This is a genomic window from Enorma massiliensis phI, from assembly GCF_000311845.1.
In the GTDB taxonomy this organism is placed as follows: Bacteria; Actinomycetota; Coriobacteriia; order Coriobacteriales; family Coriobacteriaceae; genus Enorma; species Enorma massiliensis.
In genome coordinates this window covers 249,405-264,606 of the sequence record NZ_HE978575.1, presented here as the reverse complement: position 1 = coordinate 264,606, position 15,202 = coordinate 249,405, and the positions used below count along the sequence as shown (strand labels likewise).

Sequence of the window (15,202 nt, the reverse complement as noted above, 5' to 3'; positions counted from 1 at the left end):
TAGTTGGGAGCCGCCATGCTGGACACCGCGGAAAAGCCTGTCATTCGTACCCCCGAGGAGCGTCGGGCCGAGATACTCTCCCTGCTTGACCGCACCGCCTCGGTGCAGGTCTCCCAGCTTGCCGAGCGCTTCGGCGTCTCGCGCGTCACCGCCCGAGCGGATCTTGATGCGCTCGCCCGCGATGGCAAGCTCAGGCGCACGCACGGAGGAGCCATCTCGCTGTCTAAGACGCTCACCGTATCGGTCCAAGACAAGCGCGTTAACGTGAATGCCGAAGCAAAACGCGCCATCGCGCGAACCGCGGCCGCGTTCGTGCAAGATGGAGACTCGGTGCTCGTGGACTCGGGAACCACAGCGCTCGAATTCGTGAGGGCGCTCGCCGACCATACGGGCATCACCATCGTGACCGACGATTTCAGCATCGCCGACTATATCGACCGGTCCGCCCCGGCGCTCGATGTCATCATCTTGGGAGGGAGCCTGCGCAAGGGGCATCGTTACATCACGGGGCCGCTCACCCTACGCATGCTCGAGATGCTCAGGCCGGACAAAGCGTTCGTAACGCCCACCTCATACGTGCCCGGACGCGGTCTTATGACCAACAACCAGGAGATGGCCGAGCTCAAGCAGGCGTTCTTACACTGCGCGAACGAGACCTACGTGCTCATGGACGCCTCGAAGATCGACGCGCCGGGACTTTTGTGGTTCGGAACGCTTGAGGGCGTCGAAGCTATCGTGGTAGACGCCGATCCCCACGACCTCGTTGCGGCCGACGCCGAGGAAGCGGGGTGCGAGCTTATCGTGGCCCCAGCCGACCACTAGGCCGGCTAGCAGATTGCGACGGGAAGGCGGCCGCGCAACGCGGCTGCGTGCTGAGCGGGCAACGAGTACGGCATCTCGCCAGCACGCTATTCGTAGCCAAACGTTAACGGGCAGAATATCGCAGAATAGAGTTTTTTATAGCCCCTCTTTTCTGCGATTTCCTGCCCGAAAATCGATGGTGCCATTGGAAGGCGCCCGTAAATAGCCCGTGAACGCAGTGGCACCGCTGTGGGGCGCCCGCAAACGCGATGGCGCTGCGGCAAAGCGCCCGTGAATGCGCGGGTGCCGCGTCGCCGCGTTCGCTACAGCTCGGTGATCTGCACCGCGTTGTAGACCTCATCCCAACGCTCGATGACCAGGTGACCGGTCTTGGGATCCATGGCGTTGAGCTTACCGCAGGTGTTGCCGCAACGAAGGACCTCATCGTCACCAGCACCGCGCGCGAGCGCGTGAGCGAAGCCGGCGATGGTGGAATCGCCGGAACCGGTGGCATTGACCGCCGGGATATTCGGCATGACAACGCGATAGCCCTTCTCGCCATGGAAGGCAACGGCGCCTGCGCCGCCCATGGTCACCACGACCCAAGGGATGCCCGAGAAGCGCTCATCGGCCGCAAGGGCAGCCTGCAGGGCGGGCAGGTCGTCGGGCGTGAAGCTCGTGCCCAAAAGGCCGTTGATCTCGGTGAGGTTAGGCTTCACAAGCGTCGGCTTGACCTCGGCCTCAAGCGCCGCATCGAGCGAGGCGCCCGAGGTGTCGAGGAGCACCGGCTTACCCGCCTTGGCCACGACTGCGACCATCTTGGCATAGCAATCAGCCGGCACGCCCTTAGGCAGGCTACCGGAAATCGTTACGCAGTCGGCCTTCTCGACCAGCTCAGAGAAATGCGCCATGAAGGCGTCGAGCTCCTCCGAGGAGACGGTGGGGCCGCTCTCCAGGAACTCGGTCTGGTTCCCGTCGTGGAGCACCGCGATGCAGATGCGGCTCTCGCCCGCGATGGGCGTGAAGTCGTTCGGGATATGGTCGTCCGTCATGCGGTCGGCAAGAAACTCGCCCATATGGCCCCCGAGCAGGCCGGTGGCCAGCACCTCGTCGCCCAGCTGCACGAGTACGCGGCTCACGTTGAGGCCCTTGCCGCCCGCAGTCTTCTCGGGCACGACGCGGTTCACGTCGTCGATCACCAGGTGGTCGATGTGGTACGCCGTATCGATGGACGGGTTCATCGTTACCGTGAGAATCATGGCTCCTCCTTGAAGCAGGATGTAAGTATCCATATTGTAACCCCCGCCGCAGGGCCTCGCGACATGAGCAGTCCCGCTCGCTGAAATGCGAACGGGACTTCGTCGATGCTACCGCGAGGCAACCTTGGGAGATGGGGCGGTGCAAGACGACCGATCAGGGCTCGCTATCGATAGCCGCAAAACGTGACAGTTTAGCCTGGCACAACTGTCTCCCCCGGCGTGCATGAGACAGTTTAACCCGGTACAACTGTCTCATCTCGCTAGTCGTGATATTCGCCGCGGTCCCATTTCTCAAGGAACTCATCGAAGAAGTGCGGGTCGGCTTGCGCTTCGGGATCGGCCTGGTTGATAGCGTCGAGCTTCGCCACGAGCGCATCGTGCTCCGGCGTGGCCTCGTACTCTGCCTCGAGGAACGCGAGCATGACATCGGCCATGAGGAACTCGCCGGTAATCTTGCCGCCGAAACCGACCACGTTGGCGTTGAGGCAACGGCGGGCGTAGAGCGCGCTCGTCATGTCGCGGACGAGGGCGCAGCGGGCGCCCGGAACCTTGTTAACGGAGTTGGTGATGCCGATGCCCGTACCGCAGAGCACCACGCCCAGGTCGGCGCGGCCGGATGCCACGGCCTCGCCCACCGCCTTGCCGTAGATGGGATAGTGGGTGCGCGTGTGACTATAGGTGCCGAGGTCCAGCACCTCGTAGCCCGCCTCTTCGAGACGGTCGTGCAGGTAGGTCTTTTCGTCGGTAACGATATGGTCGCAGCCGAGTGCGATAATCATACTGAGTCCCCTCTCATGTAAAAAATCCTCTGTCCTAATTTCACGCTGGCTAAGCCATCTTGTTGAGCATGTCAACGCGAATCTGATGGCGTCCGGCGGCGTAATCGGCGGCGAGGAACTCGCGCGCGATCTTCGTGGCGACCTCGGGGCCGACGACCTTGGGGCCCATGCACACCATGCGGCAGTTGTTGTGCTCGCGCGTCATGTAGGCGGAGCGCTCGTCGGAGATGTTGGCGGCCACCATGCCCTTCACCCGGGTAGCGGCCATGTAGCTGCCCACGCCGTAGCCGTCGAAGGCGAAGCCGAGCGAATCCTCGTGCTCGAGCAGGTCGTGCGCGACCGCAAGCGCGGAATCGATGAAGTCTGCCGCAGGTTCCGTTGAATAGTCGACCACCTCGTGACCATCGGCGATAAGCACGTCTTTGATGATTTCCTTGAGGGACATGCCCTCGGCGTCGGATGCAATCACAACCCTCATGTGTCCTCCTTTGTGCGCGCTTGCCGCGCAACGTATGCTCTCGGGTGAATGCCATCACATAGATGCACCACGCTCTTCGTTGTTGTGCGATGAATCCTAAACGGCAATCATCCCGCGCTCATTTGAACATAAACGCACAATTTATTCAACAATTATTTGATTGAATTTGTTTGATTTGTTTGATATTACCACTTACCGCTCATTTTATACCGTTCACGGCAAGACATATGTTTGCTGCACAACATCACAATCCGCCTGCCGGAGCAGGTGCCGCCCAACATCTCGCAGACGTTCAAGGACCTCATCCCCTTCTCCGCCTCCATTGCGATTTTCTGGGCCTTTGACCAGGTGTTCCGTGCTGCGTTCGGCATTTGCTTCGCTCAGGGCGTCATCCAGGTGTTCCAGCCGCTGTTCACCGCCGCCGACGGCTATGTGGGCCTTGCCATCATCTACGGTGCTATGAGCCTCTACTGGTTCGTGGGCGTGCACGGCCCCTCCATCGTAGAGCCCGCCATCTCGGCCGCCCTGGTATCCAACCTCACGGCAAACTACGCTGCCTACCAGGCAGGCGAGCAGGCAACCTACATCCTCACGCAGTCCGCGCAGTACTTCGTGGTCTGCATGGGCGGCACCGGCGCCACGCTCGTGCTGTGCCTCATGTTCTGCTTCCTTGCCAAGTCTAAGGAAATGCGCGCCGTGGGCCGCGCCTCCATCGTCCCGGTATGTTTCGCGGTCAACGAGCCCTTCCTGTTCGGCGCGCCCATGGTGCTCAACCCCGTGTTCTTCGTACCGTTCATCGCGGCACCGGTACTCAACATCTGGCTTCTCAAGATCTTCGTCGACGTGCTGGACATGAACGGCTTCATGTACACGCTCCCCTGGACCACGCCCGCGCCCATCGGCATCATCATGGGCCTGGGCCTCCAGCCGCTCGCCTTCGTCTTCCTCATCGCGGTCCTCGCGCTCGATTTCGCGGCGTACTACCTGTTCTTCAAGGTCTACGACCGCCAGAAGTGCGAAGAGGAATCTGAGGTGCTGGAAGAGGAGCTCGCCGAGCGCGCCGCGCAGAAGGGCGCCGCTATGACCGCTGCCTTCCAGGGCGAGGTATCGGCCGAGAGCGTCGCCGCAGGCGCTGCAGCGAGCACGGTCGCCGGCGCAGCTGCCGCAAGCTCCTCCGCGGGTTCAACAAGCAGCACTCCGGTTCAGACAGGCGACCTCTCCTCGCTCAACGGCAAAGGCGTCCTCGTGCTCTGCCAGGGCGGTGGAACCTCCGGGCTTCTCGCCAACGCCCTCGCCAAGGCTGCCAAAGAGCACGGCATCGACCTCACCACGGGTGCAGAAGCGTACGGCAACCACATCGACATGATGCCCGATTTCGACCTCGTCGTGTTGGCACCGCAGGCTGCCTCCTACTACGACGACCTGAAGAAAGATGCCGATCGCATGGGCATCAAATGCTGCAGCTGCCGCGGCAAGCAATACATTGACCTCTCCCGCGATGGCGAGGCTGCCCTGAACTTCGTCCTCGACCAGCTCGCGCAGTAGCCGGGCGCACACACGTGATCGCGGGCGGCATCAGAGCTCGTAGCTTCATGCCGCCCGCGCCTAGAAAGGAACGACCATGACCTATTCCGATCCTATCGGCTCGCCAGGCCCTCAGTTCCCAGAAGGGTTCATCTTCGGCGGATCGACTGCTGCCTACCAGGTTGAGGGCGAGACCAGAACCCATGGAAAGGGCAAGGTCGCATGGGACGATTATCTCGCCGACCAGGGCCGATTCTCCCCCGACCCGGCAAGCGACTTCTACAACCGCTATGAACAGGACCTCGAGCTCTGCGAGCGATTCGGCATCAACGGCATTCGCGTCTCGATTGCTTGGACGCGCATCTTCCCCGAGGGCACCGGACAGGTGAACCCCGAGGGCGTGCAGTTCTACCACGACCTGTTCTCCGCTTGCCACTCCCGTGGCGTAGAGCCCTTTGTGACGCCTCATCACTTTGACACTCCGCTCCCGCTTTTTGAAGCTGGGGAATTCCTCAATCGCGACACCATCGACGCGTTTGCTGAATACGCGCGCTTTTGCTTTGAGGAATACGCCGGCGAGGTGACGTATTGGACCACGTTCAACGAGATCTGGGCCGACGCCACCAATCATTACATCGAAGGTACGTTCCCCGGTGGCGAAAAAGCCCAGCTGCACAAGTGCTTCCAATGCGAGCACAACATGATGCTCGCGCACGCACGCGCCGTGCTCGCCTTCAAGGAGGGTGGCTACCCGGGCAAGATCGGCGCCATCCAATCGCTTGAGTACAAGTACCCGCTCGACGAGAACGATCCCGCCGACATCGCCGCCGCCAAGAACGAGGACGTGCTGCAGAACCAGCTCCTGCTCGATGCCACCTTCCGCGGTGACTACGCGCCGGATACGCTGGAGATCGCCCAGCGCCTGGCAGCGGTTTCCGGCGGTGAGCTGGACATTCGCGAAGAGGACCTCGACATCATGCGCGCCGCGGCCAAGGTGAACGACTACCTGGGCGTGAACAACTATCAGTGCCGCTTCCTCAAGGCGTATGACGGCGAGAACGACCTGCACCACAATGGCACGGGCGAAAAGGGCATTGATCGCTTCCGCTTGGCCGGCGTGGGCAAGCGCGTCAACAAACCGGGCATTCCCACCACCGACTGGGACTGGATCATCTATCCCAAGGGACTCTTCGACCTGCTCGTGCGCATCAAGCTGCAATACCCCAACTACAAGCAGATTATCATCACCGAAAATGGCATGGGCTATAAAGACGCGCTCATCGACGGATTCGTAGACGACGCGCCGCGCATCGACTACGTGCGTCAACACCTTCGTTGGCTCCTCAAGGCCATGGAGCTCGGCGTAAACGTAGGCGGTTACTTCATGTGGAGCCTGCAGGACCAGTTCAGCTGGACCAATGGCTATAACAAGCGCTACGGATTCTTCTATGTTGACTATGAGACGCAGCGGCGCATCCCGAAGGCAAGCGCCTATTGGTTCAAAACGGTAGCAGAGACCAGGCGCATCGATTAGAACACCCACCTGCTCGCGTTGCCGAAATCCATGCCGACAACGGCACTCGCGCAACCTGTGGGCAACGTTGCACGCAGGCGCCCCGCTTGGAACCGCACGCGTTCCGGCGGGGCGCCTGTGTTCAGGGCGCTACCCGAGCACGCGCGTATGCTCCTCTACGGCGTTGCGCGCCTCTTGCGAAGCGTCGGGTTCCATGACCACGGCATCGAAATCGCTTAAACGGTAAAACGAGAAGAAGTCCCGCTTCCCCACCTTGCTGGAATCGGCAACGAGAATCCGCCTATCAGCCATATCAAGTGCTAACTGCTGAAGCTTGCCCTCTTCCATGTTAGAGGTAGTGACCGCATTACCCTGAATGCCGTTGGCCCCGATGAAGGCGATGTCGGTCCCCAAAGAAGAAACCATATCCTCGGCAACCGGCCCGACAAACGCCGACGTCCGGCGCCGATACATACCCCCTACCAAGCACAACTCAAATTCGGAACGACCTTCGAGCAGGTTGAACACCGAAAGCGAATTGGTGATGATGCGTAGCGGAATGCGCGGAAGCAGCGGCACCATCTGCTCGACCGTGGTACCCGTACCCAGATACACAGTCTCCCGCTCCTCGATCACGCTCGCGGCGATGTGAGCGATGGCGCGCTTTTCGTCCGCGTTGATGGAGCGCTTCTCGGAATGGGTGAATTCGCGGCGCAGCATGCTTCGCTCATCTGCTGACAGGCTTCTCGCTCCTCCGTGAACGCGAATAAGCTGGTCTTTGCGGGAAAGCTCTTCAAGGTCACGCCGAACCGTCATCTCTGACACACCGAGCTGTTCGGCAATGCCGTGAACCGAGATACTTCCGAGCTTCTCAACCACTCCGACGATGCGCTCCTGACGTTCCGCTTTGATCATGGCTTCTTGCCCTCTCGCCTATCTGATAGAGTGTGTTCGATTTTCTCACAGACGAACAAACAATACGAGTAACAAGACGCCCGGGCTGGATGCAACTCCAACCCGGGCGTCATCATGTAGGCGCGCGCATCCGCGCTGCAGCTTCTCCTAGGAAGATGGTAATCAGCACACCGACTCCGATGCCGAGATTTCAACTTTCGGGCACTTTCCTGGACGGGCCCCAAGTATATGCGGTGTCTGATCGAGGCTTCTAGCCGGTTTACCTGCCCCTCTTCCACAGACGATAGGGCTGTACTCGGGAGCACCTCTCATAAGTGCCCAAAAACTGTAAAACCGAACGCCCTCGGGTGGCGGGAAGCAGAAAATCAGCGTTTCCCTTGCACCGGCAACATCCGAATGAGAATGCTACTCGGGGGCTCTGCCTAGTACTCCGCCAGGCGGTCCTTGAACTGGTCGAGAAGCTTCTGGTTGAACTCCGGGCCACCGTCAACGTTGGCGCTCATGTAGAGCGGTGGCCGCACGCCGCGCTCGAGCAGGATGTCGAGCGACTCCATGACCGCGCAGTCAAGCAGCAGGCAGCCCGTATAGAGCGAGGTGCCGCCCACCTTGGTCGGGATGCCCTCCACCTCGAGCGCCGCGTCACCGAAGCTGCTCTTGTTGTCGAGCACCACATCGCCCAGCTCATAGAGGAGCTTTCCCGTCTTGCTACGCGACGTACCCGCAGCAGACACCTCGCGCGCGGTCACGACAATCACCTTGATGCCGGCCTCGCGCGCATGAAGCGCAAGCTCCACCGGCAACGGGTTCCTACCCGAATTCGAAATGAGCACCAGGCAATCCTCGGGGCGAACATCGAGCTTGAGCCAGAACTGGTCGCCCACGCCGTTGAGCATCTCGTAGATGCCGAGCGCCGGCTCGCGCACGATCTTCGTTTGAATGTAGCCGCCCGCTCGCCCGCAGATCTCGAGTGCGTTCGCGTGGCTATGGCCGGAGCCGAATGCGCGAATGATGCCACCGCGCTCGATGGTGTCGGCCATGATGACGGCCGCCTCGTGGATGGCCTCGTCCTGCCCCTCCGTCACCTCGTCCAAACGACGCAGAATCTCTGCCTTGAAACGCTCAGCTGTCTTGAGCATTCCCCTGCTCCCTTCACATTGGCACTAAACAGCGGCCCCGCCCATCGGTCATTTTGGGACGTGTTCAAAACGTCTCATTTGGGTCATTTGAGACACGTCCCAAAATGACGCAAAATGACGCAGAGCGAGGCCGCGATTCAAGTGTATTCACCCCGCGCGGGGCAGCTTACGCTATTCGGCGAGCGTGCCGCTCACGTAGGTGGCCGCAAGCGTCATGTCGGCGTTGAAGATGGTAAGGTCCGCCGCGCGACCCGGCTTGATGGAGCCGCACACGTGGTCGATCTTCGCGCTCCTCGCCGCAACCTCCGTCGCCATGCGGATGGCCTGCTCGGCTGTAACGATCTGCCAGTCGACCATGTTCTTCACGCCCTTGGCAAGCGTGAGAACCGAGCCCGCGATGGTGCCCGTCGAGCCGTCTTCGGCCTTGACGTAGCAGAGGCCGCCCTTCATGACGACAGGCATGCCGCCCGAGACGTACTCGCCCTCGGGCATGCCGCCGCAGATAAGGCAGTCGGTGATGAGCACCGTATGCTGCCAGCCCTTCGCATCGACAAGCGCCTTGATGGCGGCGGGCACCACGTGCTTGCCGTCGCAGATGATCTCCGCGTAGGTCTCGGGCGTCGTCATGGCGCAACCGGTCACACCCGGGTCGCGATGATGCAGGCCGCGCTGGCCGTTGTAGGTGTGAACGAAGCAGCTGGCACCGGCGTTCACCGCGGCGAGCGCCTCGTCATAGGTGGCGTCCGAATGCCCGATGGCCGTCACCACGCCGCGCGCATCGAGCGCCGCGATGTACTCGAGCGCGCCATCCTTCTCAGCCGCAAGCGCGCTCTTCACGATGCGGCCGCCGGCCTGCTCCTGCCAGCCATCGAAGACCTCGACCGTGGGATCGATGAGGAACTTGGGGTTCTGCGCGCCCACGTGCGCCGTGGTGAAGAACGGACCCTCGAGGAAGATGCCGCCGATGTGCGCGCCCGCGTAGTCCTCGCTGCGGGCCTCGTCGGCCTGCGCGATGGCGGCGCAAGCGCGGCCGATGTCCTCAACGGACTCGGTGAAGGTCGTGGGCAGCCACGTCGTCGTGCCCGACTTGGCGAGCGCTACGCTCGCGTCGTCGATAGCGGCGGGATCGCAATCGGTGGTCGCGTGGTTATGGAAGCCGTGGATATGCGTATCGACAAGGCCGGGGCCCACGATGGCGCCGGGATATTCGACGACCTCGCACGCCGGCTTCTCGGCCGTCCAACCCGCGAACTTCCCATCCTCGATGGTGAGGTAGCCACCCTGCATGGTGGCGCCCGGCAGTACGAACTTGGCTGCCGAGATGGCAAACGTACTCAAGAGAACTCCTCTCAACAACAGGCCTGTCCGGAGGGGCAGACGCTTCCGCACGCGGCACGCCCGCCCCGGCACCGCTGTCTCATCTATGAGACAGTTTCACCCGGCACAACTGTCTCATTAGCTAGGCGCTAAAAGGGTGGATGGTCACGCCCTTCACCACGCGGTTCACCGTACCGGTGGGGCTCGGCGTGTCGGGGGTGTTGCCCACGCGCACGGAGTTGATGAGCGATACCGTCTGGGCAACCATCACGAACGGCAGTGCCAGGTAGGCCTCCGGCAGCTCGCCATGGCCCTCGAAGGTGAAGGACTCACCCGCGAAACCGGTCTCACCAGCCTGCTGAATCGCGACGGTCTTCTGCGCGATCTCGTCGCCTGCAATCTCGTTCAAGATATCGAGATCGTACTGGCGGGTGTAGGCGTCGTTGTTCACGAACACGAACACGAGGGTCTTGTCGTCCACGAAGCTCTTGGGCCCATGGCGATAACCCATGGAGCTATCCCACGAGGTCGCAACGAGACCATGGGCGAGCTCGAGAATCTTGAGCTGCGCTTCCTGGGCAAGGCCCACGTAGGAGCCGGAACCCAGATAGGTCACACGGTTGAAGTCGCCGGCCAGGTACGCGGCGATCTCGTCCTCGCGAGCCACGACCTCGCGGCCCATCTCCGCCGCCTCGCGCACCCAAGCGAGCTTCTGCTCGCCGGAGGAAGTGTCGAAGATGAGGGCGGAGAGCAGCTCCATGCAGCTGTAGCTGCCGGTCATCGCGAAGCCCTTATCGTTCGCACGCGGGATGAGCAAGGTGAGCGAGTCCGGGTCGCCCGCGCTCTCCACGGCGAGCTTGCCTTCGGGTGCGCAGGTGATGTTCAGGAACTTGATGTTCTTGACGTAGCTCTTGGCAACCTGGACGGCGGCAAGGCTCTCGGGGCTGTTGCCGGAGCGAGCGAACGACACCAGAATCGTCGGGTCTTCGGGACGAAGGAAGTCGCGCGGCGCCGAGACGATATCGGTCGTAGCGATCGGCTTGAAATCGTACGCGTCGGTATCGCCTGCGTGACGCAGATAGGGCGCGACCGTATCGCCCACATAGTCGGACGTGCCGGCACCAGTGAAGATCACCGAGACACGACCCTCGGCCATGGCCTTGGCCGATGCGAGGAAGGCCTCGATGGCCTCTTTGTTATCGGCATAGATCTGGAAGGTGTCCTCCCAAAGATCGGGCTGCTGCATGATCTCGGCGGTCGTGATATCGGCACCGAGCTCCTTCAGCTCCTCGACGGTTTTAGTAAACATCTGCGTTTCCCCTTATCTATGGTCATCATCCGGGTCCATATGCCCGCGCCGCCCTAATCCCGCAGCCTACTCTCCCCGGTGGTGGTAGACCTTGTACTTGAACTGGTCGGCACGGGCAACCGAAAGCGTGTACTCCACGATCTCGTTGCTCATGTTGAATGTGGTGCGCACGAGGTCGAGCACGGGAGCCCCTTCGTTGATGCCGAGCAGATGGGCATCGGCCGTGCGCGCGATGCTCGCGAAGAACTCTTCCTCGGCAACGCGGATCTTCTCGTGAAAGTCGTGCTCGATAACCTCGTACAGCGGCTTGCTCTCCAACAGCGGGCGCTTGAGCGAAAGGAACTTGCGCATGGGCAGATAGCTGCGCTCCACCATCATGGGAATATCGTCCGCAGAGCGCAGGCGCTTGAGCTTGAAGAGCTTGTCGCCCTCTCGAACGCCCAGATGGTCGGCGAGGTTCGCATCTGCCTCAATCTCGCTGAACTCCAAGATTGTGGTGTGCGGCTCACGCCCCATCTCACGCATCTGATCGGTGAAGCTATAGGACTGCATGAGGTTCGTGGTTTGCGCAGAGCGATCGGCAACAAAGGTGCCGCGCCCGTGCTGGCGCACCACGAGCCCCAACAGCTCAAGTTCCTGCAGGGCCAAGCGCACGGTCGTACGCGACAGACCGTAGCGCTCCGAGAGCTCGCGCTCGGAAGGCATGAGGTCTCCCGGCCGGTACTCGTATTCGATCTTCTCGGAGAGAATATCGACCAGCTGATCATACAGCGGCTGGCGTCTCATGTTCACAGCCACGAAAGCCCCTCCTTTCCGCGTAAACGTCTCGGCATCCTCTCGGCCCTACATGGCGCTACCGCCCGAAGGGCGAGCGGTTCATCCTACATCTCGTCGTCTTCGTCGTCGCCCGCCGGCTCGAGCTTCTTGTGGCAAACGCCAGCCTGGCCAACGGTTACCGCCTGCTCTGCCATCTCCTCGAGCGTGGCGTTCGCAAAGCTGCGGGTCATGACAAGCTCGATGAGCATGGGGAGGTTGGTGCCAGCGACGACCTCGACGTTGTCGACATCCTGGGAGATGAGCATCGACTGGTTGAACGGGGTGCCACCGAGCAGGTCGCAGAACACGAGGACGCCCTCGCACTCTTCGCGCATCTCGGTGATGGCGGCACGAAGGTCCTCGCCGTAGGTCGCGGCCTGGGAGCCCTCGAAGGGCACGGCCTTGAACGCGGGCTGATCGCCGGCAACCATGTCGACAGCGCTCTTCACGCCGAGGGAGAAGTCACCGTGGCCGGTAAGAATGAAGCCGATCATCAAATACTCCTTTCAAAGGTGGACCGTTCGCTTGCGCTCGCGAGGCTCCGGTCCATCTACTGTTACCGCCTGCGAGTGGTAACTGGTTACTACCAGCTGTTCGAAAACTCGATGCTCGATTGCATGCGGACATCGAATTTCCAACAGGGCGCTCGGCCGTTTGAGCCGAGCACGGTGACGCCTTCCTAGGCGTCCTTCTTGTCCGCCGGCACGGTGCCGGCCTTTTCCCCACTGCCCGGTTGGGGCATGGGGAACTCGAATTCCTTTGCGAGGTCATCGAGCATCTGCTCGTATTTCTTTGCGCTCTTGGTATCGCCGGCATTGCGATACTGCTTCGCGATGAGCAGGTAGAGCTTGCTCTTCAGCGCAGGATCAGCGCTATCGAGCATGCCCTCCATGCGCTCGATATAGTCATGGCGCTTGCCGCACATGATATCGTAGGTGAGCTGGCAATCGGCCGCAACGGCCTGGTCGCAGCGCTGTTTGACATCGCTCAGCAGCTCCTTGGCGCGCTTTTTGTCGTCGATGGTGATGAAGTAGTTGAAACCCATGACGGTTACCTGCGCCTGACGCTTCTTGGAATTGCGCATACGAAGCATGAGCTCCATCATGCGCGTTGCCATCTCGCGCTCACCGCGCGCCTCGTGAACCATGAAGCGCAGCGTGTACTGCCTGAAGGTGGGCAAGAGGATACGAGCAAAAAAGGTATTGAGCGTCTTGAACGCATCATCATAGAGCCCAGCCGAATAAAGCGCCTGGATCTTCAGATCGAGATAATGGCGAAGAATGGTGCTCGCCAAGAAGTAGACGACCACGATGGCGATGAAGATGATGACTTCTGGTCTCACGAATAGAACCTTTCGACCGAGCTCGTATGACACGCGCAGTTGCGGGCATGCGCCCCGTGCGCGATACGCCGGCTCACGCCAGCACAGTCATATGATACGAAAAACGGGCGCGCACCTCCTGGGAGAACGTGGCGAAGCAAGGCTCCAGCCGTGAGGTGTGCACCCGTCTTATTCGCAATTCCCGAAGGGAACGGTGCCCGCCCGCAAGCGAACGGGCACCGAGCAAAGCAGAGAGGCTTAGCCCTTGGCGATCCAGCCGAGGCCGCCGAGGACGATGGCGACGATCAGGACGATGAAGATCGCCTTGGTCGAGGTCATGCCCTTCCTGCCGAGCAGCCAGTACACGGCGCCCACGAGGGCGGCGGGCACGAGCTTCGGGCAGATCATGTTGCAGATGTGCTGCAGGTCGACGGTCACGCCGCCCAGGTCGATCGGGGCGGAGATGACGATGCCGACGTTGGTGGACACGAGGGCGCCCACCATGAACACGCCCATGACGGTGGCGGCGTCGGTGATGGCGTTGAGCTGGTCGCTCATCGTGGTGACGAGCTTCATGCCCTGATCGTAGGCGATGTGGGTCTGCTTGCAGCGGAACCAGTCGACCACGATGTTCACGGCGATCCAGATGAAGATACCGAGCGGGTTGCCGGCGATGGCCATGTTAGCGGCCAGAGCACCGAAGATGGTGGGCAGCAGCGAGCCGAAAATGGAGTCGCCGATGGAGGCGAGCGGGCCCATGAGGCCGGTCTTCAGCGAAGCGACGGTCTCGAGGCTCTGCAGGCCTTCCTCTTCCTCGATCGCCAGGTCGATACCGGTGATGATCGTGTTGAGGAAGTTGGAGGTGTTGAAGAACGGAGCGCAGTGGGTGCGGGCAGCGGTCTTCAGGCCCTCGGTGTTGTCTCCGTAGATCTTACGGAGCTGCGGAAGAATGATCCACAGATAACCGGAGTGCTGCATACGCTCGTAGTTCCAGCCAGCCTGGAAACCGATGAGGTTGCGGCGGTTGATCTGCGCGAAGTCTTCCTTCGTGAGCTTATAGCCCGTGGTCCCGTTCGGGAGAAGCTTCTCATTAGAGCTCATCGTCGTCATCTCCCTCCACAGCGGCAGCCGCAGCGGGGGCAGCAGCCTGCGCCTTGTTCTGCACGTAGTAGATGTAGGCCAGCGCGAAGCCGATGAGCGCGATGGTCAGCATCGACAGGCTGTTGTAGTCGCCACCGTTGATGGCGGTCTCGGTCGCGGCAGCGGCGGTCGCCACGTCGCCGGCCACGCCCGCGACGTTCGTGAAGAGCGTGCCGAGGAGCGCGGCGATGACGAAGCCGAGGATGAGGTAGGCGATGTGCTTCTTGACCGGCAGGTAGCGGAGCAGGATGGCGAAGCCGACCGCGGGCAGCGCGCCGCCGGCGACGGTCAGGCCGGCGCCGAGCCAGGCGAAGTCGCCGTTGAGGGCCGCGGTGATGGCCTCGACGACCGGCTGGCCGAAGGCGAGGGCCAGGAAGACCGGGAGCATGCGGCTGAGCATCCAGGAGACGGCGCCGAGCCAGTAGTGCACGTTGTAGGCGCCCCAGTTCATCTTCTCGACGTCGGCGTCGCACATGTGACCGAAGAAGGTGTTGGCGAAGCGGCCGGCGATGTCGGTGTAGACCAGGATGGCCGCCACGGGCACGCCGAGGACGGCGAGCGCCTGCTCCGGGTCCATGCCGGAGCTCACGGCGAAGGCCGTGGCGATGAGCGTGCCGGAGTTGGCGTCGATGCGGGACGCGCCGCCGAAGGTGCCGACGCCGAGGATGGTGAGCTGCATGGAGCCGCCGATGTAGAGACCGGTAGCCATGTCGCCCATGATGAGGCCAGTGATGAAGCCGGAGAACACGGCGGAGCCGGCGCTGGAGTACCAGTGCAGCTCGTCCATGATCTGGAAGCCGGCGTACAGGGTGAGCAAGATAATCTGCCACCAAGCAATCATGGTTTTCCCCCTTCTAACATTTCTCGAAACAATACGTTCCTACGCTATGGACA

Annotated in this window: 15 protein-coding genes; 3 read left to right on the top strand and 12 right to left on the bottom strand. The window is 61.6% G+C overall.

All coding sequences use genetic code 11. From position 1 onward, the window contains the following. Positions 1-15 precede the first annotated feature (15 nt). Positions 16-822 (top strand): DeoR/GlpR family DNA-binding transcription regulator, encoded by an 807-nt coding sequence (locus tag HGEM_RS07880; protein WP_019128885.1) that lies wholly within the window; start codon positions 16-18, stop codon positions 820-822. A 302-nt stretch (positions 823-1,124) separates the two neighbouring features. Here the strand turns inward: HGEM_RS07880 and HGEM_RS07875 are convergent, their stop codons facing one another. The 3 genes from HGEM_RS07875 to lacA all read right to left on the bottom strand — a co-directional run bounded on the left by HGEM_RS07875 (position 1,125) and on the right by lacA (position 3,317). Then, positions 1,125-2,060: a hexose kinase gene (locus HGEM_RS07875; protein ID WP_019128884.1), complete on the bottom strand. Its 936-nt coding sequence runs from the start codon at positions 2,058-2,060 to the stop codon at positions 1,125-1,127. 260 nt (positions 2,061-2,320) lie between these two features. Further along, positions 2,321-2,839, bottom strand: a complete 519-nt coding sequence (gene lacB / locus HGEM_RS07870; RefSeq protein ID WP_019128883.1) for a galactose-6-phosphate isomerase subunit LacB — start codon at positions 2,837-2,839, stop codon at positions 2,321-2,323. A 49-nt stretch (positions 2,840-2,888) separates the two neighbouring features. Further along, the gene (gene lacA / locus HGEM_RS07865) at positions 2,889-3,317 is read right to left on the bottom strand and encodes a galactose-6-phosphate isomerase subunit LacA (protein ID WP_019128882.1); all 429 of its coding nucleotides are present in this window, start codon (positions 3,315-3,317) and stop codon (positions 2,889-2,891) included. 231 nt (positions 3,318-3,548) lie between these two features. On the opposite strand from lacA, the gene HGEM_RS07860 reads away from it, so the two are divergent. Together HGEM_RS07860 and lacG are read left to right on the top strand one after the other, a co-directional pair. Further along, positions 3,549-4,862, top strand: coding sequence for a lactose/cellobiose PTS transporter subunit IIB (locus HGEM_RS07860; RefSeq protein ID WP_019128881.1), 1,314 nt, complete (start codon positions 3,549-3,551; stop codon positions 4,860-4,862). 76 nt (positions 4,863-4,938) lie between these two features. Beyond that, entirely contained in the window at positions 4,939-6,375 is a 1,437-nt protein-coding gene (lacG, locus tag HGEM_RS07855) for a 6-phospho-beta-galactosidase (RefSeq protein WP_019128880.1), read from the top strand. A gap of 129 nt (positions 6,376-6,504) precedes the next feature. Here the strand turns inward: lacG and HGEM_RS07850 are convergent, their stop codons facing one another. The 9 genes from HGEM_RS07850 to HGEM_RS07810 all read right to left on the bottom strand — a co-directional run bounded on the left by HGEM_RS07850 (position 6,505) and on the right by HGEM_RS07810 (position 15,149). Next, the gene (locus tag HGEM_RS07850; RefSeq protein WP_019128879.1) at positions 6,505-7,269 is read right to left on the bottom strand and encodes a DeoR/GlpR family DNA-binding transcription regulator; all 765 of its coding nucleotides are present in this window, start codon (positions 7,267-7,269) and stop codon (positions 6,505-6,507) included. A 422-nt stretch (positions 7,270-7,691) separates the two neighbouring features. Continuing rightward, positions 7,692-8,405, bottom strand: coding sequence for an SIS domain-containing protein (locus tag HGEM_RS07845; RefSeq protein WP_019128878.1), 714 nt, complete (start codon positions 8,403-8,405; stop codon positions 7,692-7,694). A gap of 171 nt (positions 8,406-8,576) precedes the next feature. Continuing rightward, a complete protein-coding gene (nagA, locus tag HGEM_RS07840; protein ID WP_019128877.1) occupies positions 8,577-9,743 on the bottom strand; it encodes an N-acetylglucosamine-6-phosphate deacetylase in 1,167 nt (388 codons plus the stop codon). 121 nt (positions 9,744-9,864) lie between these two features. Next, positions 9,865-11,031: an AgaS family sugar isomerase gene (locus HGEM_RS07835; RefSeq protein ID WP_019128876.1), complete on the bottom strand. Its 1,167-nt coding sequence runs from the start codon at positions 11,029-11,031 to the stop codon at positions 9,865-9,867. A gap of 66 nt (positions 11,032-11,097) precedes the next feature. After that, positions 11,098-11,817 (bottom strand): GntR family transcriptional regulator, encoded by a 720-nt coding sequence (locus HGEM_RS07830; protein ID WP_420834431.1) that lies wholly within the window; start codon positions 11,815-11,817, stop codon positions 11,098-11,100. Positions 11,818-11,912: 95 nt separating this feature from the next. Continuing rightward, positions 11,913-12,341: a PTS sugar transporter subunit IIA domain-containing protein gene (locus HGEM_RS07825; RefSeq protein WP_019128874.1), complete on the bottom strand. Its 429-nt coding sequence runs from the start codon at positions 12,339-12,341 to the stop codon at positions 11,913-11,915. A gap of 185 nt (positions 12,342-12,526) precedes the next feature. Further along, on the bottom strand, positions 12,527-13,189 hold the full coding sequence (locus HGEM_RS07820; protein WP_019128873.1) for a hypothetical protein: 663 nt from the start codon (positions 13,187-13,189) through the stop codon (positions 12,527-12,529). Between the two features lie 237 nt (positions 13,190-13,426). Beyond that, positions 13,427-14,278, bottom strand: a complete 852-nt coding sequence (locus HGEM_RS07815; protein ID WP_035101601.1) for a PTS system mannose/fructose/sorbose family transporter subunit IID — start codon at positions 14,276-14,278, stop codon at positions 13,427-13,429. Continuing rightward, positions 14,259-15,149, bottom strand: coding sequence for a PTS mannose/fructose/sorbose/N-acetylgalactosamine transporter subunit IIC (locus HGEM_RS07810; protein WP_019128871.1), 891 nt, complete (start codon positions 15,147-15,149; stop codon positions 14,259-14,261). The genes HGEM_RS07815 and HGEM_RS07810 overlap by 20 nt, the downstream gene beginning before the upstream one ends. Positions 15,150-15,202 lie beyond the last annotated feature (53 nt).